This window comes from Candidatus Thiodiazotropha sp. CDECU1, from assembly GCF_963455295.1.
Classification (GTDB): domain Bacteria; phylum Pseudomonadota; class Gammaproteobacteria; order Chromatiales; family Chromatiaceae; genus Thiodiazotropha.
On sequence record NZ_OY734020.1, the window covers coordinates 2,550,470 to 2,576,635 of the forward strand.

Genomic DNA, 26,166 nt, shown 5'->3' on the forward strand with positions numbered 1-26,166 from the left:
GATAGGATAAGTTAAGGAGTGAACCCATTATAAATAATCTCAGAAAAAGATAAAAATGGTGCCAACATGGATAAGCCAAACATTGATTATATTCAGTTGAAAGATGCCGATACTATAGGCGCAGTATTCAAGGAACGGGTAAAACGCTCACCGGAGGGCACTGCCTATATTCAGTACGACGAAGAGCGCGAAGTTTGGCAAGAGACCAGCTGGGGAGAGATGGCACAACTGGTCGCCCGCTGGCAGGCAGCGTTTCGCAATGAGAATCTCAGGCCCGGGGATCGGGTAGCCATCATGTTGCGCAATTGCCGTGAATGGGCCATTTTCGATCTGGCGGCTCAATGTCTGGGATTGGTCACCGTTCCTCTCTATACCAACGATCGTCCTGAAAATATCGGTTACATACTGCAAGATGCCGGGGTGCGTCTTTTGCTCCTGGAAAATAACGAACAGTGGCGGGAGCTGCAGCAGATCCGTAACCAGCTGGCCGGTCTGAACCGTATTGTCTCACTGCATCGGGTCGAAGCGATGGGTCTCCAGCCCCACCTTGTCTCGTTGGATGAATGGTTGCCCGATCGCTCTGATGATGAGCTGCAGGTGATCGATATGCCCAGCAAGGATTTGGCAACCATAGTCTACACCTCCGGCACCACAGGGCGATCCAAAGGTGTCATGTTGAGTCACCACAATATTCTGTGGGATCTAAACAGCGGTATTAACGTCATCGATATCTATACCACCGATACCTTTCTCTCTTTTCTGCCCCTGTCGCACACCTTGGAACGAACCGTCGGTTACTATCTGGCAATCCTGGCCGGCGCCACCACGGCTTACGCCCGATCGATCCCGCAGCTGGCTGAAGACCTTGAGATCATCAAACCAACCATGATGATTGCGGTACCACGCATATTTGAAAGGGTTTATGCCAAGATACAGGATAAGCTCGAAAACGACTCTGCTATTGCCCGGGGCATTTTCAATCTGGCTGTCGAAACCGGTTGGCACAATTTCGAATATCAACAGGGACGCGCAGCCTGGTCGGTAAAACTATTACTCTGGCCTCTGTTGGAGAAAATAGTTGCCAGCAAGATCCAGCAGAAACTGGGCGGTCGTTTGCGTATTGCGGTCTCCGGCGGCGCCCCCCTGTCGCCGGATATTGCCAAGGTTTTTATCGGCCTTGGAGTGCCAATACTGCAGGGGTATGGACTGACTGAGACCAGCCCCATCATCTCTGCGAATACCCATGAAAACAATCTGCCGGCAAGTGTCGGCAGGCCTTTTCCCGGGGTCGAGGTGAAGATCAATGAATACGAGGAACTGCTGTGCCGCGCACCGAATGTGATGATGGGCTATTGGAACAATCGAAGTGCTACTGCCGAGGTAATCGATGCAGAGGGTTGGTTCCACACTGGCGACAAGGCGAAATTTGAAGACGACTATATCTTCATCACCGGCCGACTGAAAGAGATCATCGTTATGGCCAATGGTGAAAAGGTCCCACCCGCCGATATGGAGATGTGCATTGCCATGGATTCCCTGTTCGATCAGGTACTGGTAGTGGGTGAAAGCAAACCCTATCTATCTGCCATCGTGGTGCTCAATCCAGAGCATGCCCAGACCCTTGGTCTGGATCCCAACGATCTCAGCGAACAACAGATGCAGGAGTTGTTGGCACGCATCAACATTCATCTGGACAATTTCCCCGGTTACGCAAAGATCATACGTGTTACTGTGCTCGCTGAACCTTGGAGTGTAGAGAATGGTTTGATCACACCCACACTCAAGCTGAAGCGGAATAAGATCCTTGACCGTTATGCCAATCAGTATGACGAGATGTATCACGGGCACTGAGCGATCAATCATCTGCCCATAACGGCGAGTATATTATTCACCCAATACAGCAGGTTCGCCAAAGTAGTACCCTTGGCATTGATCTACGTTTTCAGAATGTAACCATGCAACCTGCTGTTGATTTTCAACACCTTCAGCGACCACATTCAGTTGCATGATTTCCGCCATCTTGATCAGTGCGGTGCAAATACCGATGGCATAGTTATCATTTGGCAATCCCTTGATGAAGCTGGTGTCCAGTTTCAGGGTGTCCAGGGTAAAATCCCTGAGATAGGAAAAGGAAGAGTAACCTGTACCAAAATCGTCCACTGCGATACGAATACCAAGTTTTTTCAGACTACGCACCACATTCCTACTCATTTCAATGTCTTCTATCAGGCTACTTTCTGTGATTTCCAATTCAAGTCGCTTTGGGTCGAAACCTGTTTTATTCAAAATCGATTCGACCCGATGGGAAAAGTCACCCTGATTGAATTGATGCATGGAGACATTGACATTCAGTTGCAGTGGACTATCACTGCTTTCACTATAATCAAGCATCTCCCTGCAGGCCCTTTCCAATATCCAATCCCCCAATTCGATTATAAAGCCTGAATTTTCGAGAAAAGGCAGGAACTCTGTGGGATCCAATATACCGCGTCTCGGATTATCCCACCGCAGTAAGGCCTCCATACCGACTGTAGCCCCAGTGCTAGTATCAACCACTGGCTGGTAGAGTAGATGGAAGCTTTTCGTTTTCAACGCTTCCATCAATTCGCTCTCCTGTTGTAATACACCATTTTCATGGGCGCCCAACATATGATTGTAGACACAATACTGTCCACGCCCATTCCTTTTCGCTTGATACATGGCCATATCGGCTTTCTGGACCAAACTGCCGATATCGTCCGTGGCAAAGGGATAGAAGACGATACCAATGCTGCACCCGATGTGTACTTTCCTGGTATCGATCTCGAACGGTTCCTTGACGGTCTCAAGGATTGTTGTGGCTATATTGACGCCGTCATTTATCGACTTGATCTGTTCCGCGATTATGGTGAATTCATCCCCTCCTAAACGCGCCACAGTATCACCCAGGCGGAGCAACTTCTTCAATCGAACCGCGGTCTCTTTCAACAGCAGATCACCTGCCTGGTGGCCCAGGCTGTCGTTAACCTTTTTAAAACGATCCAGATCGATAAACATCAAGGCGATCAGATATTCCCCGCGTTCTGCCTGCTTCATGGCATGCTTTAAACGGTCACGAAACAGTTGCCGATTGGGTAAATTTGTCAAACCATCATATTGAGCCAGATAGCGTATATGCTCCTCGTTCTTTCTGCGCTCACTCACATCCTGCGCAACAGTGATGATCTGTCCGGGAGCGCCCGACAAGTCGAGATAAGCACCTGAGAGAGAGACCAGCACATGCGAGCCGGCAGCGGTTATGTATCGGGCATCGATGCTCTCGATCTGTTGTTCCAATAGACGGCTCAACCATCGCTTGACACGCACTCCGTCGCGACTATCGATGAGATCATAGTATGACATGCTCTCTAAACGCTGCTTATCGAATCCGATCATTTCAGTAGCAGCATTGTTGACCATAAGAATCTTCATATCGTCAGAGACAACGATCAGTGCATCGCACAAATTGTTGAGCACGTCGTTCAAATACTGCCTCGATACCGAGGTGTTGGACAGATCCCTGCTCATACGGTTGAATGAGTGAATCAGCTGACCTATCTCGTCACTCCGGTTTCTGTCCAGCTCAATACCATAGGCACCTTCACCAACCCGTTTCACATATTCGGTCAGTTTTCGAATCGGCGATACCAACCTATTGGAAATCAATGCAGCCAAGCCTAAGCCGAGCAATAACAAAACAGTCGTGACGAGATAAAGCAGATAGCGTTCACGCTGTTGAGATTCAGCGGTTAAATTGGAGAGCTGTTGGGTCAGCTTTTGCGTGTTTTCCAGCTGTGCCTTTTTGAATAGCGCGATTCTAACCCAGCCAAGCCGTTCATCTGCAATATGCACCGGGGAGACGATCTCCATCAACTCTTCTGAGTTGATGAGCAGCGGTGCCGATTGCTTTTCAATCCAGTCCAGAATCTCCCTCTCTTCCAACTGCTTGCCATAGCTATCCAATAACTCGGTTCCATCGTGGACAATCACCCCCTTAGGATCTATCACCATGACATGGGCAATGTCATCAAGCTTGGCAACACTCTGCAGCAACTGCAAGATAGCAAGCATATCGAAATTATAGAGAGGGTTAGATAAGTCCTCACTTAAAATTGCACTCAAATTCATAAGGCGTTTCTTTGCCTCATCATGAAGCGCGGTACTCATGGTGGAGGTGGTGGTCGTTTTAATGTTTGACAGGAGCTCCTTGGATTGGAAGAAAAACAGTGTGGCAAGAATCACCGTAACAATCACGATGACTGCACCGATAGCAACGGTATATCGAAACTGTAGATTTCTAGCCATATAGTGATTTGTTCATAATGGACTCAGGAGCTTGACCATTCAGGGTGCAAGCGCTTGATCAACACGCTCCACTATAGTGTACATGTCATAGATCGACTGTTGCTGCTCCCTACTCAATTTGTCGAATCGCTTTGTTTGCTGATAGGCATGCAGGATAGATGACGCCTTCGGATCATGTTCTGCTTTTAACAATACTTCTTCGAGCCGGGCTTTTAGCGCTGGCTCCAAATCCTGCCTTACTAATTCCAGTGCGCGGATGACAGGGGGAAGACGTTGGAATATGGAAAACTGTTCACGGTATTTGGATGGCAGGTGATCCTCCTTGTCCCAGTCCAGGTTACTGAAGGCCCCGGCATCGGCCAATCCCTTGTTTACCAGGGTGGCGATATTGATCTCTTCCCGGGCAAACACAAAACCAACCTTGTCAGGTGGGGGCGATTCCCGGAAGCTTTTCAATTTGACCGGCTCTAATCCACGCTCAAGCATCGCATACACAGGCAGATAGTAGGCGCTCGAAGAGGCTGGATCTTCCAGAGCGATAATCTTACCTTTCAGATCCTCCAACTTCTTTACCGCCCCGCTTTTGAGTGAAAAAAATACCGTGTGGTACTCGTGCATATCCTTTTTCCACTTTCGCAATAATATCTCCGCTCCGCTTTTTTCATGCAGATAGGCTGCGGCAACAGGTGTCTCCGTCACCCAATCCACTTCACCTCTGGCCAGCAACTCCACCATCTGCTCCTTGCTTTTCGCCATCCGGATCTTACCTTTGCGAATACCATGCTCGCGCATCCTTTCAACCACATATTTCAGCATGGGCTTCAGATAGCCATAGTGCTTTTTAGGATTATGACTGATCTTGCCTATCACCAAGGTAGTCGGATCACTGCTACTTGCTACAACATAAGACGGCAACAACAAGGAGAAAATGAACAACAGCAGCAGGATTGATCCCTTGGTGATGAGTCTCATCATAATCAAAAATCAACCTGAGCCCGAAGTTGAAGGATTGAAGGTTCATCCTCACCCTCCACATCTCCATCGGCATCGGCAAATCTGTCGTTGTCTATGAATATAGTATTGGCCATCAAGCGAATCTGCCGGTTGATATACCAGTTCAGTCCCAGGGTAATAATATCGCTGGAGCCACCCTCTATCTCTCCATCATTCAGATCCACGGAGCTGAATCTTGCCGCCACTTCCACAGCGCCATGGTCGGAGAGTGGCCGAATACGCCCGAATTTCGCCGAACTCTGCTTATAGCGGCGACTTTCCCCGGTCAAAAACCAACTGGCCTGCAGATACCAACCCTCAAAGGTGGGATCCTTATCGGCATCACGCGCTATTTTGGCTTGCATCCATTCTCCTTGCATGGAGAATGGCCCTGACACCCACGCCCCCTCGACACCCACCAGAGTGGTGGAATCACTCTGCTCAAGTTTGCCTGTATCGAGATATCGGATATCGGTCAAGTGGGACTCGGGTCTGCTATCGAACCGCACCGTCTCTTCATCATCCAGCTTTCTATAACTGGCAGCCATACCCAGGTGCAGTGCCGATCTCTCTTCAGCTTTGGGTGCATAGGTTATGCGGCTGGTGACACCCCAGCCTTCATCACCCTCATCGTCGGTGTCATCGTTGTAATCGTCTCCAAACAGACCGCCGGCGAAGGTGACCTGTTCACCAGACCAGTGGGCGCCAACGCCCATACTCCTTCCGGGTGCAAACACATTCGGCAAGGCACGCTCCATGAAGGTCAGGTATCGCTTGCTGGTCATCTCTTCGAGACTGAATGGCTCCTTGAAATGTCCAACAGCATAGCGCCAGGGATAATTGGCATCATAGGCAAACCAGGCATCCTTTACATCAGCCTCTCCGTCGGAGAAGTCGACACTCAACTCATAGATGAAGTCGGCATACAGTCGCCCTTCCAGGTCGAGTCTCAGATCACGCAGCTCACTGCCATTGCCCAGGGCATTCATGTCCTCATCATATACTGCCACATCAGCCAGGATCCTCCCCCCCAACTGCAAGGAGAATTCACCATCGGTTGTGGTCACTTCCAAACCACCTCTGGTGTCGATAACCAGATCCTGGTAGGCGTCTGAGTTAGCACCGACACTATCCACTTCTGCCGCCATGGCAACCGGCAAAAAAATATAGAAAACAAAAGACATTGTTAATTTATTCATACACGATCCGGTTCAATTGAATGGAGACCCTTGCGCCATGGGGAAACAGCGATAGAAATTGGCAGTTGTCTGATCGGCAATGGCCTCCGGTGTCATCCCTTTCAATTCTGCCACACACTCGGCCACATGCCGTACATGGATAGGTTGATTCGGCTTGCCCCGGTGTGGCACAGGTGCCAAATAGGGGGAATCTGTCTCGATCAGCAGACGCTCCATGGGCACCTGCTTTACCACCTCACGCAACTCGGCTGCGTTCTTGAAGGTGATAATGCCGGAAAATGAGACATAAAAACCCATCTCCAGCGCCTGCTCCGCCATGGACCAATTCTCGGTGAAGCAGTGCATCACACCACCGCTTTGATCCGCCCCCTCCTGCTGCATTATATTGATTGTATCGTTGCGGGCATCCCGGGTGTGGATAATGAGTGGCAGATCCGCTGCCTTGGCCGCTCGAATATGTTGTCGAAATCGCTCACGTTGCCAATCCAGATCCCCTTCGCCGTGAAAGTAGTCCAGGCCGGTCTCCCCGATGGCAACCACCTTGTCATTGCGTGAGAGTCTCAGCAACTCGTCAGGCGTGGGTTCACGACGCTCCTTATCATTTGGATGCACCCCCACTGAGATGGAAATCTGCGGATAATCCTCCACCAGGGCCACCATGGCTGGCCAGGATTCAAGATCGATGGAGACGCATAGCAGATGACCTATACCCTGTGCCAGGGTATGCCTCATAAAGCTCGTAAAATCCTCATCATATGAGCTGAGTGCGACACGATCGAGATGACAGTGGGAGTCGACTAACATGGAAGTTCCTGGCGCAGGCCGTTATTAATTTTCAGATTCGACTATATCATTACGCACGAGCTAGCGGTCTGCACCACCTTTGATTACTGGCTGATACTGGTCTGAATACTAGTAGCGATGTTTATAGATAGGCACCTGACCATGGGTCAGATAGTCAGCAATTCAATAATCGGGCTTCAGATTATAGGGTATGAGTGGGACGATCCGATTTCAACGCACCGGCAAGATAGGTCTCGATCTTGTTACGGGCAGCACCACCATCCTGGTCACTGAACTGCACACCGATGCCGGCGGCCCTGTTGCCCTCCGCCCCAACGGGGGTAATCCAAATGATCTTCCCGGCGACCGGTAGACGCTCCGTCTCATCCATCAGAGTCAACAGCATGAAGACTTCGTCACCCAACCGGTATTGCTTGGTAGTGGGAATAAAAAGCCCCCCAAATTCAACAAATTGCATATATGCTGCATACAAGGCATTTTTATCCTTGATGGTCAGCGATAGAATTCCTTGTTTGGGTCCACCTGCCATAGTAATCCGATCTCTGTCTAACTCACCTGTGATCTGCAATCAGACCAGGAAATCAGCAACTTTTCCAAGCTCAATTGCGGGTTTAAAGTACTCTCCACGGCCCCCCTGGCTGCATAAACCTGAAGCAGATAGCCATGTAGAGTCCTGGAGTTTAACTTGTCGGCCGTTTTCTGCAAAGCTTGAACGAGATCCCGATTGAACAGGAATCCCTGATCCCCACCCTCCCTGAGACGGATCAGATCCACCACCCAGCCCGCCAGCCACTCCAGCAACAATACTCTGTCAAATGTCGCCCAGCCGCGCGCCAGGCTAACTGGATCCTGCCTGTCGCCCAGGAGCTGTAAAAAACCTTTTGCCATCTCTCTGCGTGCATCCAAGAGCTCACTGTTATCCAGTTGCAGCGCCTTGAGTGGTGCACCATTGGCAAGGGTTAACAGTAACTCCGGATCCCCATGGGTAACTTTATCGGACAACCATGTGATGGCCTGAGCCCTGGGCGGGGGTCTGAATTGAATTTTCTGGCAGCGGCTGCGGATGGTAGCGAGCAACCTGCCTGGTTGATCGGTCAAGAGCAGTATTACGGTTCCCGGGGTAGGCTCTTCCAGGGTTTTGAGAAGACTGTTGGCCGCGGCCTTGTTCATTCGATGGGCCGGCTGTATGGCGATGACCTTGTTACCGCCCGCATGGGTGGTCAAGGAGGCGTTGGCGGTCAGATTGCGGATGGCTTCTATGGTTATCTCACCGCTCTTACTCTCTTGTTCCGGCTTCAACCATATAAAGTCGGGATGGTTGCCGCTGTGCAGCAACTGACATTGGCGACAGGCCCCGCAGGCCAGGCCGTCACTCTCTCTATTCATACACAGCGTGGACTGAGCGAAACTGAGTACGAACTGCTCTTTTCCCAAACCGGGAGGTCCCATGAGCAGTAAGGCATGGGGCAGTCGCTGCTGCTCCAGCGCCTGCTGCAGAAAGTGCCACTGCTCATCTTGCCAAGGTAGTCGATGATAGCGCAGTTCACTCACCCAGACTCTCCAGATAGTGTCGCATGATCGTATCGATCTGTGACTGTACACTCTCCAACGCGGGAGAAGCATCGACCACCTTTACCCGGTCGGGTTCCCGGGCAGCGATTTGCAGATATCCCGCTCTCACTTTCTCAAAAAAGTCACGCTGCTCGCTTTCAAAACGATCGGGTTCAGAGCGCTGACCCGCTCGTTGCAAACCTGTTTCCACCGGCAAGTCGAGTAACAGGGTCAGATCGGGACGCAATGATCCCTGAACAAACCGCTCTAAGTTGGCAATCTTCTCACGGGAGAGCCCCCGCCCAGCCCCCTGATAGGCAAAACTGGCGTCGGTGAAACGATCACACAACACCCAGATACCCTGTTCCAGGGCAGGCAGTATCTTTTGCTGCAGATGCTCAGCACGGGCGGCGAACATCAGTAACAACTCCGTATCATCCGCCATACCGGTGTGCTTGTGCCCCAAAAGCAATTCGCGAATCGCCTCGCCAAGGGGTGTGCCCCCCGGTTCCCGGGTAAAAAGCACCTGTTTCCCTGCTACTTCGAGCAAGGATTGAATATACGCCAAGTTGCTGCTTTTTCCGGCGCCCTCGCCACCTTCAACAGTGATGAATCGTCCCTTTGTCTTAGCCTTGATCACGGTCATCGCTTCAACTGATACTTTCGTACCGCCTTGTTGTGCTCCTCAAGGGTTGCGGAGAAATAGTGTCCGCCATCGCCGGTTGCGACGAAATAGAGCGATTTACCCGGTTGCGGATTCAATGCCGCATGAATCGCTGCACCGCTCGGCATGGCAATGGGGGTCGGTGTCAATCCCTTGCGCAGATAGGTATTGTATGGGGTGTCGCGGGTAAGATCCCGCTTGCGGATATTACCATCATAGCGGTCACCCATACCGTAGATAACAGTGGGATCGGTCTGCAGCAACATGCCCCGTTCAAGACGCCTTACAAAGACCCCTGCTATCTGTCCTCGCTCCTCGGGTATGCCGGTCTCCCGTTCGATGATCGAGGCCAGGATAAGGGCTTCATAGGGATCCTTAAGGGGCAGTTCCTTTATCCTCTGTTGCCAATTCTGCTCCAATACCCTTTGCATACGCTTGTAGGCCCGCTTAAGGAATGCCACATCCGTAGTGCCACGCGGAAAGTGATAGGTATCGGGATAGAAGCGCCCTTCCGGGTGCAGGTCACCCAGACCAAGATGTTGCATCACCTGGTCATTCGCTACATCCTTCAGGCTATGTTCCAGCACCGGGTCCTCTCTTACCGCGGCCATCATCTGTTTGAAAGTCCACCCCTCGATGATGGTGAGGGCATATTGGACAACCTGGGAGGAGCTGAGGATTGCAAGCAGTTTCGGTGGTGTGGTACCCACAGGCAGATGATATTCACCGGCCTTCAGCTTACTTGCCTGACCCTGCCAGCGGGCGACGAATCTCAGCAGGAGCGGTTTATCGAGCAACCCTCGCTGTTGCAGATCCTGCGCCAGACTTCTGACCGTCATACCCGGCTGCAGCACATAGTTGACACCCTCATCGGGTATATTGAGGGATTTGTCGATAAACCCCACATATTCCATCCAACCCCAGGCCAGAAGGATACTGATGGTGAAAATCAGAATACCAAGTAAACGATTAAACATGGCACCATTCTACTGGAAAAAATCGTGGGGTGAAGCTGGCCACCACTGTTACTTGAGGATCGAAACGGTAATTACTGAGACGCAGTACAGGCCTCTTGCACACGTCGACTCAATTCACGGGGTACGGCATCCAGGTCATATTGTCGCTGCTCCAGCATCGCGACTGGACACAGCCCCATCACTGAATTGGTCATAAACAGGGCATCGGCATCGCGCAAGCTATCCCTGTCCAGATGGGTGATCAACAGCGGGATAGAGAGCTGTTGTGCGGTTTCAATCACCAGCTCCCTGACCACGCCTGCAATACCTGAATGGGTGAGATCCGGGGTGTATATTGTATTCTTCTGTAAGAGAAAAAGGTTGGACTGAGTGCCACAAATCACCTGCTCCCTTTCATCCATCATCAGACATTCATCCAGGGAAGCCTCCTGACATTCGCTGCGTGCCAGGACCTGTTCCAGACGATTCAAATGTTTGTGCCCCGCCAGTTGCCTGTTGCGACCTATCCTGGTGCGGCAAATCCCAAGACGAATACCGTCGCTGTACCATCTTTGTGGATAATCAGGCCAGGGATGAATAGTGATAAGGCGTCGTGGAGCACTGGGACTCGGGGAGGCGTAACCCCTGCCGCCGCTGCCGCGGGTAAGTATGATCTTCAGGACCGCCTGATCATGCCCTGCACTGAGTGTGAGGGCCTCTTGTTCAAGCTGCTGTTTATCGCTAGGAGGGAGACCAAGAGCCATTTCGCCACGGGCAAGCCGGTCCATGTGGCGCTGCCATAGACAGGGTCGCCCCTGCATGACAGCCATTGTCTCGAACAAACCATCACCATATTGCAGGCCACGATCAGAGAGCGGTATCTGATCTTCAGGTTTGCCGTTAACTAGCAATGAGCCCTCTTCCTCAGGTTACACGGCGAAAAGCCAGAGTACCATTGGTTCCGCCAAATCCAAATGAGTTGGAAATTACCACATCCAGCTTCATCTCTCTGGCTGTATTGGGTACATAATCCAGGTCGCACTCTGGGTCCTGGTTTTCCAAATTGATGGTGGGAGGCACAACCTGGTTATGCAGTGCCAAGATGGTATATACAGCCTCTGCACCACCAGCCGCACCCAGCATATGCCCAGTCATCGATTTAGTAGAGCTGACACAAAGCTTGTATGCATGATCGCCAAAGGCGCGTTTAACGGCCATCGTCTCCGCCACATCACCAGCCGGGGTGGATGTGCCATGGGCGTTGATATAATTGACCTCATCCAGATTGATGCCGCCATCCTGCAGTGCCAGCTGCATGCATTTGGCAGCGCCTGATCCATCTACTGAGGGTGCCGTCATGTGGTAGGCATCCGAGTTCATACCGATGCCAGCCAATTCCGCATAGATCCTCGCACCGCGTGCCTTGGCTTGTTCATACTCTTCCAGTACGACGACACCGGCGCCATCACTGAGAACGAACCCATCCCGGTCCTTGTCCCAGGGACGGCTGGCGCCCTGGGGATCATCGTTGCGACGCGAGAGCGCCCTTGCAGCGGCAAATCCACCCAGACCAACCGGTGAAGTGGCCATTTCCGCACCACCTGCGATCATGACATCGGTACGGCCATGCCGGATCATCATCGCAGCCTCGGCAATACTGTGAGCGCCACTGCTGCAGGCGGAAACGATCGAGTAGTTCGGCCCCTTCAGCCCATACATGATGGAGAGGTTGCCAGAGACCATATTGATGATGCTCGAGGGTACGAAAAAGGGTGAGATCTTACGTGGACCGCCATCCAGGTAGGCCTGATAACTGTTTTCAATACCGGTAATACCACCGATTCCTGAACCAATCAGCACACCGATGCGATCCGCATTCTCCTCTGTCACCTCCAGCTCCGCATCCTTGATCGCCTGGATACCGGCTGCGATGCCGTAGTGGATAAACTTATCCATTTTCTTGGCTTCTTTCTTCGCGATATAGTCGGTTATCTCAAAGCCATAGATAGGGCCACCGAACTGGGTAGAAAATGATTCAACATCAAAATGGGTGATGGGCTGGATGCCGCTGTTACCGGCCTGAATGTTCTCCCAGGATGTAGGAATATCCAGTCCGACAGGCGCTACCATACCTAAACCCGTTACGACAACCCTTCTTGCAGTCATGTATGACTACCCCCAAAGTTCAGTGGTTTGCTGAAAAGCAAAAGGCCGTGCTCCTTCTACTGATAGAGCTTTACGGCCTATGAAAATTGAAAATCTTGGCGTAAAGATTAACTGTGTGCGTTGATGTAATCGACAGCAAGTTGCACAGTCGTGATCTTTTCAGCCTCTTCATCAGGAATCTCGGTTTCGAATTCCTCTTCGAGGGCCATAACCAATTCCACTGTGTCGAGAGAGTCAGCGCCAAGATCATCGACAAAAGAGGCTTCTAACGTTACCTCTTCTTCCTTCACGCCTAGTTGTTCTACGACAATTTTACGAACTCGTTCTACGACATCGCTCATGTTATTAATTTCCTCTGGATTATCCGTCGGCCTCGAAAAGGACCGATGCGGTATTGTAGTAACAAAAAACACTCGAGAAAAGTGCAATCCTCAGATAACATTTTTCATCAAATAAATAGTATAAATAATTCTATTAAACAGATAGTTACAATTTATTTTTTATGTTCATTATGAGCATGCATCTCGAGATTTCACATATCAATTCATGTACATGCCACCGTTAACATGGAGTGTTTCACCGGTAATATAACGTCCTGATTGCCCCGCCAGAAACAACACTGCGTTGGCTATATCCTCTGGTGCCCCCAGTCTCTGCAAAGGGATATTCTCTTCAAGGCTCTTGCGTTGCCCCTCGGGTAGCTCCTTCGTCATATCGGTTTCGATAAAACCCGGCGCCACGGAATTGACGGTAATGCCTCTTGATCCCACCTCTCTGGCTAGAGAGCGGCTAAAACCGTGAATTCCCGCCTTGGCGGCCGCATAATTGGTCTGACCGGCATTACCCATCGCACCCACCACGGATGAAATGTTGATTATACGACCCTTCCGCGCCTTCATCATGCCACGTAATACGGCCTTACTGAGGCGAAATACAGAGCTTAGATTGGTGTTGATGATGCTTTCCCACTCCTCGTCCTTCATGCGCATGAGGAGATTGTCGCGGGTTATACCGGCATTGTTCACCAATATGGTGGGATTGCCGAAATCCTTTGCCATCGCCTCTATCAGTGCATCGATAGAATTGGCTTCAGAGACATTCAGCACCATGCCGGATCCGTTATGACCCGCAGACTTTAGACGCTCAGTGATACCTTGCGCGCCAGCCTCAGAGGTCGCCGTTCCGATAACGGTGGCGCCCGCCGCTGCCAGGGTGTCTGCAATAGCGGCACCGATACCACGGCTGGCACCAGTCACCAGGGCTATCTCATTCTCCAGACTCATTTCAATGTCTCCAGTGCTTGCATCAAGCTTTTTGTGTCGTACACAGGCAATCCGGCAAGACCGCGATCGATTCTTTTGGTCAATCCGGCAAGCACCTTTCCGGGTCCCGCCTCCAGTAGACTCGAAATGCCCGAGCTTGCCATCTTCTGTACCGTTTCCACCCATCGCACAGGGCTGTATAACTGAGCGGCAAGCTCTCCTCGAATCGTCTCCGCATCTGACGCCAACGCAACGTTGGCATTGTGGATAACAGGTATTGTGGGTGAATTGATGGAGATCTCATCAAGCAATTGTGCCAGGCGTTCTGCAGCAGGTTTCATCAAAGCGCAATGTGACGGCACACTCACTGGAAGCGGCAACGCACGTTTGGCACCGGCTTCCTTAGCCAGCACACATGCCCTATCCACTGCCTGCTTATGACCGGCAATGACCACCTGTCCGGGAGAATTGAAATTCACTGCTTCAATCACATCACCGGCTGCGGCTTCGACGCAGACCGACTTCACCTGATCATCATCGAGTCCGAGGATTGCCGCCATGCCACCGCTCCCTGCCGGTACAGCTTCCTGCATGAACCGGCCCCGCTCGGCCACCAGATTCACTGCATCGGAAAATTCAATAACATTTGCACAAACCAAGGCTGTATATTCGCCAAGGCTGTGTCCTGCCATGAGTTGAGGCTTATCACCGCCCTGCTCCAACCAGACCCGCCAAACGGAGACACCAGCCGCCAGCATTGCCGGTTGTGTCTTCATGGTCTGGTTGAGTGCCTCTTCAGGGCCATTCTGAACCAGATCCCATAGATTGTAGCCCAATGCCTCAGTAGCCTCTGCAAATGTCTGATTGACGATTGGATGGGCTGCGGCCAGATCACTCAACATTCCGATGGATTGAGAGCCCTGCCCTGGAAATACGATACCGAATGATGAATTACTCATAGATCACACTATCTATTCACTAGAATTTCGCTAACACCGAACCCCAGGTAAAACCGCCGCCAAAGGCCTCCATGAGAATCGTCTCTCCGCGCTTGATGCGGCCATCTCTGACTGCAACATCCAATGCCAGGGGCACCGATGCCGCCGACGTGTTGCCATGCTCATCCACAGTTACAACCACGCGCTCCATCGGGGTCTGCAGCTTTTTCGCGGTGGCGTTGATGATCCTTATATTGGCCTGATGCGGAATCAGCCAGTCCACATCTGATTTCTGCATATTGTTTGCCGCCAATGTCTCATCGACAATCCGGCCCAAGGTGGTTACCGCGACCTTGAAGACCTCATTACCTCGCATCTCCACATAGGCCGATCCCTGTTGCAGTTCTTTATAGCCGCGTGAGATCCCGGTTGGAACCCGTAACAGACTCTCATAGGCACCATCCGCATGCAGGTGGGTGGAGATGATACCCGGCTCGTCACTCGCTTCGATCACAACCGCACCCGCACCGTCACCAAACAGTACACAGGTATTTCGATCACTCCAGTCAAGGATGCGGGAAAAGGTTTCTGCACCTACTACCAGCGCCCGTTTTGCAGCACCCGCCTTGATAAAGTTATCAGCGACACCGAGCGCATAGACAAAGCCTGTACATACCGCCTGGACATCAAATGCAGCCGGGCCTCTAATCCCCAGGCGCGCTTGCAATAGACAGGCCGTACTGGGAAACACCTGGTCGGCAGTCGTTGTGGCAACAATAATCAGGTCGATGTCACTGGCTTCCAAACCTGACATTTCAATCGCATTGCGCGCAGCCTTTTCTGCCAGATCGCAGGTAAATTCATCATCAGCGGCGATATGGCGCTTGCGTATACCTGTGCGATCGAATATCCACTGATCAGTGGTATCGACAATCTTTTCAAGGTCTTGGTTGGTGACGATATTTTCAGGTAGATAACCACCAGTACCTGTGATACGCGAATAGATCACGCGATTTCCCTTTTTTCCAGATGAGTTTTAACCTGCTCAGCTATGCGGCGCGGGACATCACTTGAGACCTCTTTGCGTGCAATGCTGATCGCATTCATAAAGGCAAGTTTGTCAGCACTGCCATGGCTCTTGATTACTATTCCGCGCAGACCTAACAGGCTTGCGCCGTTATAACGCCGATGGTCGATGCGCTTGCGAAATGCTCTCAACACAGGAAGAGCAATCAGGCCGGCCAGCCTGGTTAAAAGATTCTTCTTGAATTCAAGCGTCATAAAGTGACGGATCATCTTCGCCACCCCTTCGCTGCTCTTGAGCGCGATATTGCCCACAAAACCATCAGCGACTATCACATCAGTACCACCCTGATAGATATCATCACCTTCCACATAGCCGACGTAATTAAGGGAGCTTTGCAGCAATAGTTCATGTGCTCCTTTGACCTGTTCGTTACCTTTGATCTCCTCCTGTCCTATATTCAGCAAGCCGATTTTTGGATGACTGATATCCGTCACTGCCGCCACAGTTTCACTACCCATGACTGCGAACTGAACCAGGTGCTCGGCACTGCAATCAACATTTGCGCCAAGATCCAGCATAAAGGTCTGCCCGGAGACGGACGGCAGGGCGGTGATGATTGCAGGTCGATCTATATTCGGCAGCATCTTCAACACAAAGCGGGATGTAGCCATGAGTGCCCCTGTATTACCGGCACTGACGCAAGCATCCGCCTCACCACTCTTGACCAGGTCGATTGCCACACGCATAGATGAGTCTTTTTTATTTCGCAGTGCCTTGGATGGCAGTTCATCCATCGCAACCGTTTCGGAAGCATGCTTGATCTGCAGCCGCTCACCGAATGGATGCGGCCCCAATTTCTTTTTCAGGATGGTTTCGTCACCGACCAGAATAAGAGCAGTCTCCCGGTCACGCCGGAGATACTCTCTGGCAGCCGGAATCACTACATCCGTGCCAATATCCCCCCCCATGGCATCCAATGAGATTGTTACTGGCTTATTCATGTGTTAACGATTGACCTATCCACGGAAACTCGTTTGATCGGTTATCTTTTTTCAAGTTTTGAACAGGATCGGCCGGCGCCCATGGACACTACCGAAATACCCCTATCTCAAGAGACCTGCCAGTCAATAATTCTGCCTATCAATTAAACAACCCAACAAGGGATATCCCTTGATGGGTTGCAGATAACAAATAGCGAGAATCGGGAGATTACTCGCCCTTGGTGTTGACTACTTTACGGCCCTTGTAGAAACCGTCCGCAGTGACATGATGGCGTAGATGGGTTTCACCCGAAGTGGAATCGATTGAAAGCGTTTCACCTTTCAGCGAATCATGAGAACGACGCATGCCACGTCTTGAGGGTGTCTTTCTACTTTTTTGAACAGCCATGGCTGATCTCCCGAATATTCTTTAACTGTTAACCAATTTAATCTTTGTCCCGTTTTAGTTCGGTCAGAGCCGAAAACGGATTTACTCGCTCTTGCTTACTACTATCTATCGTCGCTTCTTCTGCTACTCCCGACACCGGCGCCATACAGGCCCCAGGATCATGCATGGCCACTTGTGGCAGGACCAGAAGCAGTTCATCTTCAAGCAAATCCCTGAATGCCACCTGATCATCCTCAACCAAACAAGGGTCCAGCTTTTCAGGCAGCATCTCAGCCTCATCCAAACCTTGAACGAATACCACGGACAGGTGGGTATCGATCGGTAGATTCACCTCTTCCAGACACCGCTGGCATTGCAGGGCCAATTCCGCCTTGATCCATCCGCTGAGTACTGCCCGCCGCTCCTGGTCACGACCAAAGGTCAATTTGAAACTGACGTTCCCCACAGGTTCCAGCAAGCATGCGCTCAGCCTCGAAAAGGCCTCCAATGGCAGCTCTCCGCCGATCTCTTTGCCAAGATCGGCGAAACGCCACGGATCTAACCGATCAGGAAAGCGCTTCGACATAAGCGGGCAATAATATTATGAGTATGGCGCCCATGTCAAAATGACATGGGCGCCGGGGATCAGGGGCCGACCAGGGCCAACAGGATACCGGCGGCCACCGCGGAGCCGATGACACCCGCCACATTCGGTCCCATTGCGTGCATGAGGAGAAAATTATGGTGGTTGGTCTCCAACCCGACCTTGTTGACGACACGGGCCGCCATCGGTACCGCCGAGACGCCCGCGGCACCGATCAGGGGATTCACTTTTCCCCCTGTCACCCGGTACATGATCTTACCCATGATGACACCGGTCGCCGTACCGATACAGAAGGCAAAGGCCCCAAGTGCCAAAATACCTAAGGTTTCGACGGTAAGGAATTTATCTGCCGAGAGTTTTGACCCCACGGCCAGACCCAGAAAGATGGTCACGATATTGATGATCTCGTTCTGAGAGGCATGGCTCAATCGTTCCACAACACCGCACTCCCTGAGCAGATTGCCGAATGTCAGCATACCGATCAGTGGTGCCGCTGACGGGAGGAAGACTGCGCACAGGAATAACACCGCAAAGGGGAAAAGAACCTTCTCCAACTTGGTGACGTGGCGTAACTGCTGCATTTCCACGTTGCGCTCTTTTTCGGTGGTCAGCAGGCGCATGATGGGTGGCTGGATGATCGGCACCAAGGCCATGTAGGAATAGGCCGCAACTGCAATTGCCCCCAACAGATCGGGTGCGAGTCTGGAGGCGAGAAAGATTGCTGTCGGCCCATCCGCACCGCCTATGATTGCGATAGCGGAGGCATCGGCCAGTGTGAATTCAAAACCTGGCAGGAAATTCAACGCCAAGGCCCCCAAGAGGGTGACGAAGATGCCGAATTGAGCGGCGGCACCGAGCAACAGCGTCCACGGCATCGCGATCAGGGCGCCGAAATCAGTCAATGCACCAACCCCCATGAAGATCAGCAGCGGAAAGATACCGGTTTCTATACCTACAGTGTAGATATAACCCAGTATCCCCTCGGGACCACTGATCCCAGCAAGTGGGATATTACTCAAGATAGCGCCAAATCCGATCGGTACCAGCAGCAGTGGTTCGAACCTTTTTACCACCGCCAGATAGATCAATATACCGCCAACGCCCATCATCAGCGCCTGGCCCCACTCCATATTGGCCAGTCCCGTTGACTGCCAAAGTGGTTGTAGTCCTATCTCGACCATGTCAGGAGAGACTCAACAGAGGTGATCCGACCTGCACGGTATCACCCTCTTTGACCAATATCTGGGCGACTGTGCCCGCGGAGCTTGCACGCACTTCCGTCTCCATTTTCATCGCCTCGAGAACCATCACCACATCCCCGGCGGCGACTGCGTCTCCCACGGCAACCTTGATGGCATGGATGTTACCGGACAGGGGTGCATTGATGGCTTGTCCCCCTGCGCTGCTGGCGGCAACCGGGGCAGCGCTCTGTACCGCTGCGGGAGCAGCTGCCTGGACAACCTCAGACACAGCACCGCTGGGAGTGACCTTCACATTGTAGGCAACCCCGTTGACCTCGACCTGATAGGACTCTGGTCCACCTTTCGCAGCAGTGGCCGCAGGGCTAGCAGGTGCCTGAGCAGGTGCGGCGGGTTCAGCGCCCGGCGGTGGTTCGAATGCATCCGGATTATCGCGGTTCTTGAGGAATCTCAGTCCCACTTGAGGGAAAAGCGCGTAGATAAGCACATCATCCACTTCGGCGTCAGCCACCCTGATCCCATGCTCTTCAGCCAGTCCATGAAACTCGGCGGTGAGCTTGTCCATCTCATCATCCAGCAGATCGGCCGGACGACAGGTAATCGGCTCTGCCCCGTCGAGAACCTTCATCTGAAGCTCGCTGTTCACCGGGGCCGGGGTGGCGCCATACTCACCTTTCAGTACCCCTTCCGTCTCTTTGGTGATGCTCTTGTAACGTTCACCCGTCAGCACATTGATGACAGCCTGGGATCCGACGATCTGCGAGGTCGGCGTCACCAGGGGTATGTAGCCCAAGTCCTTGCGCACCTGGGGAATCTCTTCGAGTACCTGGTCCAACTTATCGCTGGCATTCTGTTCCCGAAGCTGATTTTCCATGTTGGTCAGCATGCCGCCGGGCACCTGTGCCACCAGAATGCGGGAGTCGACACCCTTGAGGGAACCTTCGAACTTGGCATACTTTTTACGCACCTCCCTGAAATAGGCGGCAATCTCCTGCAACAGATTCAGATCCAGCCCGGTATCGCGATCGGTTTCCTGCAGGATGGCCACCACAGACTCCGTGGCCGAGTGACCATAGGTCATACTCATGGACGAGATGGAGGTGTCGATCATATCGATACCGGCTTCAGCCACCTTGATATTGGTTGCGGTGCTCATACCGGTTGTGGCATGGCTCTGCATGGTGATCGGTATTGAAACGGCTTCCTTGAGACGGGTCACCAACTCAAAGCCGATATAGGGATTCAACAGCCCTGCCATATCCTTGATACAGATCGAGTGGCAGCCCATCTCTTCCAGACGTTTCCCCATATCCACCCAATACTCCATATTGTGTACGGGGCTCACCGTATAGGACATGGTTCCCTGGGCGTGCTTGTCGACCTTGAGCGTGGCCTTGATGGCCGTTTCCAGATTGCGCAGATCATTCATGGCGTCAAATATACGAAACACATCCACACCGTTGGTGGCTGCCCGCTCTACGAATTTATCAACCACATCGTCTGCATAGTGTCTGTAGCCGAGGATATTTTGTCCCCGGAAAAGCATCTGCATGGGTGTTTTGGGCATAGCCGCCTTGAGCGTCCGGATACGCTCCCAGGGATCTTCCCCGAGATATCGGATACAGGCATCAAAGGTTGCCCCACCCCAGGTCTCCAAAGACCAATAGCCGACGTTATCCAACTTTTCGGCAATCGGCAGCATATCCTCGATACGCATTCGGGTTGCAAACAGGGACTGAGGTGCATCACGTAGCACGACATCAGTAATTCCAAGTGGTTTTTTTTCGCTCATAAACTAGCCGCCGTTGATTGGTAAACAGCCATAGAAGTTGTTAATTTTAAAAAAAGGGAACTTTACCAGATCTAACTGTGGGTAGCGCGATAACTGTTTATGGCAGCCGTAATGACCGCAACCAGATCACCTCGCACACCTTCCTGCCTCTGCCCCATGGTCACGGGATGAGATGATACCCTTTCAGGAACCCCTTGTCGCTCAGCAACAAACATTGCAAATTTTGACATCCCTTTCATGGCGAAAACCAGGATCAGAAGGAAGGTAAATACAATCCCCATTCCGATGGCCATGAGGTTGATGCCTGACATAAGCAAGTCTGATATTGGCATGGTAGATCTTAACTCTGTTACGAATGATTCCGCCTTTCTACGTTGGGTTCACTCCTCTTGTCAAGCAAGACTTAAATACCAAGTAAGGGTTATCGCCCTGTTTTTCATGAAAAAAAGCTTTTTTTATTTAGAATATTCATGGTTAATATTTAACACACTAATACTTAGAGCTTCAAGCGTTTGTAGTTACTATTACAAAAGAGTGAAAAATGGGCCATCTTTTTTGATACCATGCGCCTGAACAGATGTCACCTAAGCTGTATCTCAATGCCCTACTCCGATAGCACACAACACCAACCGCTGATCCTTGCCTCGAGTTCACCCTTTCGCCGTGAGCTATTGAGTCGACTTGGAGTCGAGTTCAGCAGTATGTCCCCCGATATCGTTGAGGATGTACAACCGGGTGAAGCACCGGAAAGTTTGGTGACCCGTCTGGCGGAGAGTAAAGCGAGGGAGGTTGCCAAGGATCATCCTAAAGCGCTAATCATCGGTTCTGATCAGGTGGCAGTCGTGGGTGGCATAGTCCAGGGAAAACCGGGAGATCATCAACAGGCTGTGGAACAATTGCTTCGTGCTTCCGGTCAGCGCGTCAGTTTTTTAACCGGCTTGTGTCTACTGAACAGTGAAACCGGGCATTTCCAGGTCTGCTGCGAACCCTTTCATGTCATATTTCGGGTCTTGCAGCAAAGGGAAATAGAGAACTATCTGTTAAAGGAGAAACCCTACAACTGCGCCGGTTCCTTCAAATCTGAAGGTTTGGGTATTTCTCTTTTTGAACGCCTGGAGGGTGAGGACCCGAATGCCTTGATCGGCCTGCCGCTGATACGGCTTATCGCCATGTTACGCAATGAAGGGGTCGATGTGCTGGCTGAGTAGCCCTTTACATGTTTTCAGAAGAGTACATCCTCGACTTTTTTCGTCTCTGCATCCAGTGATCCGTCGGCGCTAGCCCTCTCTAAACGGGAGAAGGCCTTGACGCTAGAACGATCCAGGCTGGCAAAAGGATGATTCGTTCCGTCATAGGACATAATATTCGCTACCTGAACCACATCGACATAGTCTACGGGTGCCTCACCAGGATCACGATCCAGATCTTCATGCTCCGCTGCCGCGTCGATGACATGTTGATCAAATTTCCACAGTTTTAAAATGCTGCCACCCAATTGAGTGTGTAATTTAAATAGAACCTTATCCAGGAACTCTGGATTGGCGATCATCTCAGGATAATTACACGCCTTGATCAATAAGGGGATTTGACCGATATCGTGCACCAGACCTGCGACAAGTGCGATATCCGCATCGAGACCGGATTGCTCCTTTGCAAGAATCGCCGCCTGAGCGCCTACTTTCACCGAATGAGCCCATAGCCTGTTCATGCGCCTCTCGATATCCTTTTCAGAGGTACGGAAAACCTCCTTCATTGATACCGCATAGACTGCGTTTTTCACCCGTTGAAAACCAATGCGTGTGATTGCCGGCTTAATCGAGGCGATAGTGTTCAAGCCCCGATAGAGAGGGCTATTGGCATACCGAATCAGTCTCGCGGTAAGGGCCGCATCCCGAGAAATCACCTTTTCCAAGTCATGGGCTGAACTGTCGCTGTCATTGATCACAACCAAGGCTTCGAGGGCTAATGCGGGCAGCGTGGGAAGATAAATCTTATTTGCGACCAGGTCTTCCCTAACCGAGTCCATAAATGGCTTTATGATGCTGTTCTCTCGATCCTTGTCACGAGCCTCTTTAACATCCTCGGGTTCTACCGGCGCACCATCTGAAAGATAAAAGACTGACTTTGTCATCTATTCCTGCATTGGCTCAAGGTTGTGTGATCAATTTGGGTATCGGCCAGATGGAAAATATCTCCAGGCCAAATTCAAGCTAGCTGAGGGTTAAGAGTGCGTCAAGGTTCACATTTATCCCGCTATTCCCGCACTCCCGTCAGCCATCCTGAACTCAGATATGGATTAACTTATGCCAATAACCCCATAAAGAATACCAGTTTTCTATTTTTTGACCCCGTTCCTAACCCTATTTCTCTCTGGCGAGTAGTCTAATTGATCTGCCCTGCTCAGGAAGAGGCCTTCCATCATACACCGGGATCGGGTGGTTACACGGATTCTGTCTGTTTCACAGAGAGAGAAACAACTTCAGGCAGATCCTTGAAACCGCGGGTGACGCAACTCTCATATTTTACATTTAGCAACATAGGATTAAAATTCATTTACTTTATTTTACAAGATATTGTAATACTTTTATAAAGTTTTACTTAAACTAGTGAGCACTAAAGTTTTTGTCTAAATAGTCGAAGCTAAAGGTAGATACCACCACTTACCCATGCTTAAGCAACAAGAACCAGACGGAATGGCAGAACAGGCTCTGACAAGCTTCTCTCATCACGCCAGTGATAGGCCGAGTGTGCTTATTGCTGACGACTCCCGTGTTGTCAGGGTATCGTTGAAGAACATTATTAAGAACGAATGTCAGATCATCGAGGCGGAAAATGGCCAGGAGGCATGGGACATCCTCTGTGAGACACCATCAATCGCGTTGGTCTTCAGCGATCTTTCAATGCCAAAACTCGATGGCAGAAGCCTATTGAGCAAAATCAGGAATTCTGACTCCTCGCATATCGCGACAATGCCGTTCATCGTCGTCACCGGAAATGAGGAGAGTCCTGAGATCCGCCAGGAACTGACGCAACTAGGCGCGGATGATGTCATCTGCAAACCCTTCGACCCCTCGAGTATAAAGGATTATCTGACCACCCTGGTAAGCAGACAACAGGAAGAGGATATCGAGCACAGCGAAACAGATGACTCACAATTGCAAGAGATTGAGCCTCAAACTGACTTTATCGATGGCGTCGTCGATAAACAAAAATTTATGGAGTCGGCAAGTCGGGAACTGGCCTTTGCCATTCGCAATAAGAATGAACTCGCAGTAGCACTGGTTAAAATAGACCAGATCGATGAGATTACTGATCAATACAGCGACCCGGCAATTGAACATATTCTTTTAACCCTGGTAGAGATATTAAAACAGCACATTCATCCAGACGATACCATGGCCTATTTCGGCAAGGGTTCATTTGCTGTATTGCGTCCTGCCTCAAATGCCATTGGAACACGCTATCTCGGCAGAAGAATCCTCGAGGATCTCGCATCTAAACAATTTTATCTGGGTGAATCCGAACAGGTTGTCAGCGCCAGCATTGCCATCTCTGCACCTGACATTAAGCCCGGTACGCGTCTGATCGAGTTGATATCCCTGGCAGAAAGCCGCTTGAAGACAGCGATAGAGAATGGTGGTGACCAGGTTGTCGATAAAGGCAATGAGACCACGACTCCGGTCAACCTTGTTGGGGACACCTCGGAATTATCCACCAACTCTGCTCAATCCAGCGCTAGCCGTAATGCAAATAATCAGTCCTCTCTTACCCGAAGCACAACTGAGATTCATCGCCTCGCGGCTGAACAAGTTGCAGAGATCAAGGCCAAATATGGCAGTGATATTGATGGTGAGGATGATCCATCCAGTGAATTGATTGAACATCAACAGACGATTGAGCGGTTAACCAATGAAAATCGCCAATTGATTAACGAGATCGCTCACTGGAAAAAACAGTCCGCAGAAGCCGAGAACCTGCGTCGACAGTTATTTGAGATAGAAAGTCAGCAGCAGCACCTGCAATTAAAGCTCAGTGAGCTGCAGAATGAAAATTCAGCTATTCGTGAACGGACGGAGGACTTAGAGAGTGAAAACCAGAGCCTCATCCAACGTGCTCTGGCAATAGAGAGTGAAAACCAAAGCCTTGTCCAACGAGCCCAGGCGACAGAGAGTGAAAACCAAATCCTCACCCAACAGGCTCAAGTAATAGAGAATGAAAACCAGAACCTGATCCAGCGCGCCGAGACCGCAGAGAGTGAAAATCAAAGCCTTGCCCAGCGCGCCCAGGCACTTGAAAACGAAAACCATAATTTTAATCAAGTAGCTCAAACGGCAGAGAGTGAAACCAAGGACCTTATTCTAAGACTGCAAGAATTAGAGATTGAAAATCAGAACCTGATTGAAGAGTCCCTCGCCAGCCCGAATGGTGAGAATCATCAATTAATCGAGGAAGAGAATAAACGCCTCGAGAATCTGCTCTCTGACTTGACCGGCCGCGCCGAGAAGGCAGAGGTTGAGAATGCAAAATCCAACCAGTTGGTGAATAGTCTTAAGGATAATATTAAACTGTTAAACATGCAGCTCAATCAGATGCAGCAGCAACTTGATGAAGAAAAAAAGAAAAATCAGGTTACTGACAAATCTAACGTCCGAAACAGCGATAAAGACGGCAGTATTGTTGAAACGAAATCTCAAATACTATCAAACTCAGAAATATTCAGCGACTCACAAAAACCCGACATGTCTCTCAAAGCCATGCCGGATAGCGCACTTTATTCGGCACAGAGTGAGCCGCCCAGCGTGCATCTATTCCCTGATCAAGACCAGATAGATTCCAAACAACAGAGTAGAGTCAAACCTACTATCCCTCCGTTTCGCGTGGAACCTGAGCCCCTGCTATTCAAGAATGGCTTCCATCTATCCTCGCTCGCCATAGCCAGTTTAATATTTACAATTTTGCTTTCAGTTGGTGCTGTATATCTATATACAGTTTTCAATGACAGTCAGGCTATTGATGAGATCAGTATGAAAACCCCGGCCGATCAAAAGCAGGTGCAGATAAAGCCTGAAATCAAACCTAAGTCATCGAAACCCAAGCTAGTCACTAAAGAACCGGTTCGACAAACCACAGCGTCCGATATGACAACAGCGATACCCACAGTTGATGTTGAGAAAAGGCTAGAGAAGGAGCTGACGTTGCGTAGGATGGCGGAAGAGGAATTCAATCTCAAGGCACAGTAGGGATTGAGGTCTCACACCAGATTTCTCCCTCGAACCGTCACATTATCAAGCATCAAATACCATGACCTATAGACCGAACC

The 26,166-nt window shown here is 50.8% G+C and carries 24 protein-coding genes; 3 read left to right on the forward strand and 21 right to left on the reverse strand.

Going from position 1 to position 26,166, the window contains the following annotated elements; all coding sequences use genetic code 11:
• The first annotated feature begins 66 nt into the window (after positions 1-66).
• Positions 67-1,851 carry an AMP-dependent synthetase/ligase gene (locus tag R2K28_RS11605; protein ID WP_316364488.1) on the forward strand — a complete coding sequence of 595 codons (1,785 nt, stop codon included), beginning with the start codon at positions 67-69 and terminating at the stop codon, positions 1,849-1,851.
• A gap of 33 nt (positions 1,852-1,884) precedes the next feature.
• Here R2K28_RS11605 and R2K28_RS11610 read toward each other — a convergent pair whose 3' ends face one another.
• From R2K28_RS11610 to R2K28_RS11705, 20 genes are all read right to left on the reverse strand, one after another.
• A complete protein-coding gene (locus R2K28_RS11610; protein ID WP_316364489.1) occupies positions 1,885-4,323 on the reverse strand; it encodes an EAL domain-containing protein in 2,439 nt (812 codons plus the stop codon).
• Positions 4,324-4,362: 39 nt separating this feature from the next.
• Positions 4,363-5,298: a phosphate/phosphite/phosphonate ABC transporter substrate-binding protein gene (locus R2K28_RS11615; protein WP_316364490.1), complete on the reverse strand. Its 936-nt coding sequence runs from the start codon at positions 5,296-5,298 to the stop codon at positions 4,363-4,365.
• A gap of 2 nt (positions 5,299-5,300) precedes the next feature.
• On the reverse strand, positions 5,301-6,515 hold the full coding sequence (locus tag R2K28_RS11620; protein WP_316364491.1) for an OprO/OprP family phosphate-selective porin: 1,215 nt from the start codon (positions 6,513-6,515) through the stop codon (positions 5,301-5,303).
• Positions 6,516-6,527: 12 nt separating this feature from the next.
• A complete protein-coding gene (locus R2K28_RS11625) occupies positions 6,528-7,319 on the reverse strand; it encodes a TatD family hydrolase (RefSeq protein ID WP_316364493.1) in 792 nt (263 codons plus the stop codon).
• Between the two features lie 181 nt (positions 7,320-7,500).
• On the reverse strand, positions 7,501-7,848 hold the full coding sequence (locus tag R2K28_RS11630) for a PilZ domain-containing protein (protein WP_069126860.1): 348 nt from the start codon (positions 7,846-7,848) through the stop codon (positions 7,501-7,503).
• Between the two features lie 17 nt (positions 7,849-7,865).
• A complete protein-coding gene (locus R2K28_RS11635; RefSeq protein WP_316364494.1) occupies positions 7,866-8,870 on the reverse strand; it encodes a DNA polymerase III subunit delta' in 1,005 nt (334 codons plus the stop codon).
• Positions 8,863-9,516, reverse strand: coding sequence for a dTMP kinase (gene tmk / locus R2K28_RS11640; protein ID WP_316364495.1), 654 nt, complete (start codon positions 9,514-9,516; stop codon positions 8,863-8,865). The genes R2K28_RS11635 and tmk overlap by 8 nt, the downstream gene beginning before the upstream one ends.
• Entirely contained in the window at positions 9,513-10,511 is a 999-nt protein-coding gene (gene mltG / locus R2K28_RS11645) for an endolytic transglycosylase MltG (RefSeq protein ID WP_316364496.1), read from the reverse strand. Before mltG ends, tmk begins: the two co-directional genes overlap by 4 nt.
• A 71-nt stretch (positions 10,512-10,582) precedes the next feature.
• Positions 10,583-11,401, reverse strand: a complete 819-nt coding sequence (pabC, locus tag R2K28_RS11650) for an aminodeoxychorismate lyase (protein ID WP_316364497.1) — start codon at positions 11,399-11,401, stop codon at positions 10,583-10,585.
• A gap of 13 nt (positions 11,402-11,414) precedes the next feature.
• A complete protein-coding gene (fabF, locus tag R2K28_RS11655) occupies positions 11,415-12,656 on the reverse strand; it encodes a beta-ketoacyl-ACP synthase II (protein ID WP_316364498.1) in 1,242 nt (413 codons plus the stop codon).
• A gap of 107 nt (positions 12,657-12,763) precedes the next feature.
• A complete protein-coding gene (gene acpP, locus R2K28_RS11660; protein ID WP_069126856.1) occupies positions 12,764-12,997 on the reverse strand; it encodes an acyl carrier protein in 234 nt (77 codons plus the stop codon).
• Between the two features lie 198 nt (positions 12,998-13,195).
• Positions 13,196-13,939, reverse strand: coding sequence for a 3-oxoacyl-ACP reductase FabG (gene fabG, locus R2K28_RS11665; RefSeq protein ID WP_116445100.1), 744 nt, complete (start codon positions 13,937-13,939; stop codon positions 13,196-13,198).
• Positions 13,936-14,877, reverse strand: a complete 942-nt coding sequence (fabD, locus tag R2K28_RS11670) for an ACP S-malonyltransferase (RefSeq protein WP_316364499.1) — start codon at positions 14,875-14,877, stop codon at positions 13,936-13,938. The genes fabG and fabD overlap by 4 nt, the downstream gene beginning before the upstream one ends.
• Before the next feature lie 19 nt (positions 14,878-14,896).
• Positions 14,897-15,865 carry a beta-ketoacyl-ACP synthase III gene (locus R2K28_RS11675; protein WP_316364500.1) on the reverse strand — a complete coding sequence of 323 codons (969 nt, stop codon included), beginning with the start codon at positions 15,863-15,865 and terminating at the stop codon, positions 14,897-14,899.
• Complete coding sequence (gene plsX, locus R2K28_RS11680) at positions 15,862-16,884, reverse strand: phosphate acyltransferase PlsX (RefSeq protein ID WP_316364502.1); 1,023 nt, start codon at positions 16,882-16,884, stop codon at positions 15,862-15,864. The genes R2K28_RS11675 and plsX overlap by 4 nt, the downstream gene beginning before the upstream one ends.
• A 208-nt stretch (positions 16,885-17,092) precedes the next feature.
• The gene (gene rpmF, locus R2K28_RS11685; RefSeq protein ID WP_116445104.1) at positions 17,093-17,272 is read right to left on the reverse strand and encodes a 50S ribosomal protein L32; all 180 of its coding nucleotides are present in this window, start codon (positions 17,270-17,272) and stop codon (positions 17,093-17,095) included.
• Between the two features lie 37 nt (positions 17,273-17,309).
• Entirely contained in the window at positions 17,310-17,837 is a 528-nt protein-coding gene (locus R2K28_RS11690) for a YceD family protein (protein ID WP_316364503.1), read from the reverse strand.
• 59 nt (positions 17,838-17,896) lie between these two features.
• Positions 17,897-19,036 carry a sodium ion-translocating decarboxylase subunit beta gene (locus R2K28_RS11695; RefSeq protein ID WP_316364504.1) on the reverse strand — a complete coding sequence of 380 codons (1,140 nt, stop codon included), beginning with the start codon at positions 19,034-19,036 and terminating at the stop codon, positions 17,897-17,899.
• Between the two features lies 1 nt (position 19,037).
• A complete protein-coding gene (gene oadA, locus R2K28_RS11700) occupies positions 19,038-20,846 on the reverse strand; it encodes a sodium-extruding oxaloacetate decarboxylase subunit alpha (RefSeq protein ID WP_316364505.1) in 1,809 nt (602 codons plus the stop codon).
• Positions 20,847-20,917: 71 nt separating this feature from the next.
• Positions 20,918-21,178 (reverse strand): OadG family protein, encoded by a 261-nt coding sequence (locus tag R2K28_RS11705; RefSeq protein ID WP_316364506.1) that lies wholly within the window; start codon positions 21,176-21,178, stop codon positions 20,918-20,920.
• Between the two features lie 267 nt (positions 21,179-21,445).
• Between R2K28_RS11705 and R2K28_RS11710 the strand changes: the two genes are divergently transcribed.
• Positions 21,446-22,054 (forward strand): Maf family protein, encoded by a 609-nt coding sequence (locus R2K28_RS11710; protein WP_316364508.1) that lies wholly within the window; start codon positions 21,446-21,448, stop codon positions 22,052-22,054.
• A gap of 14 nt (positions 22,055-22,068) precedes the next feature.
• On the opposite strand, the gene R2K28_RS11715 is transcribed toward R2K28_RS11710, so the two are convergent.
• Positions 22,069-22,977 carry an HDOD domain-containing protein gene (locus tag R2K28_RS11715; protein ID WP_316364509.1) on the reverse strand — a complete coding sequence of 303 codons (909 nt, stop codon included), beginning with the start codon at positions 22,975-22,977 and terminating at the stop codon, positions 22,069-22,071.
• A gap of 562 nt (positions 22,978-23,539) precedes the next feature.
• Here R2K28_RS11715 and R2K28_RS11720 point away from each other — a divergent pair.
• Positions 23,540-26,086: a response regulator gene (locus R2K28_RS11720; RefSeq protein WP_316364510.1), complete on the forward strand. Its 2,547-nt coding sequence runs from the start codon at positions 23,540-23,542 to the stop codon at positions 26,084-26,086.
• Positions 26,087-26,166: the final 80 nt, after the last annotated feature.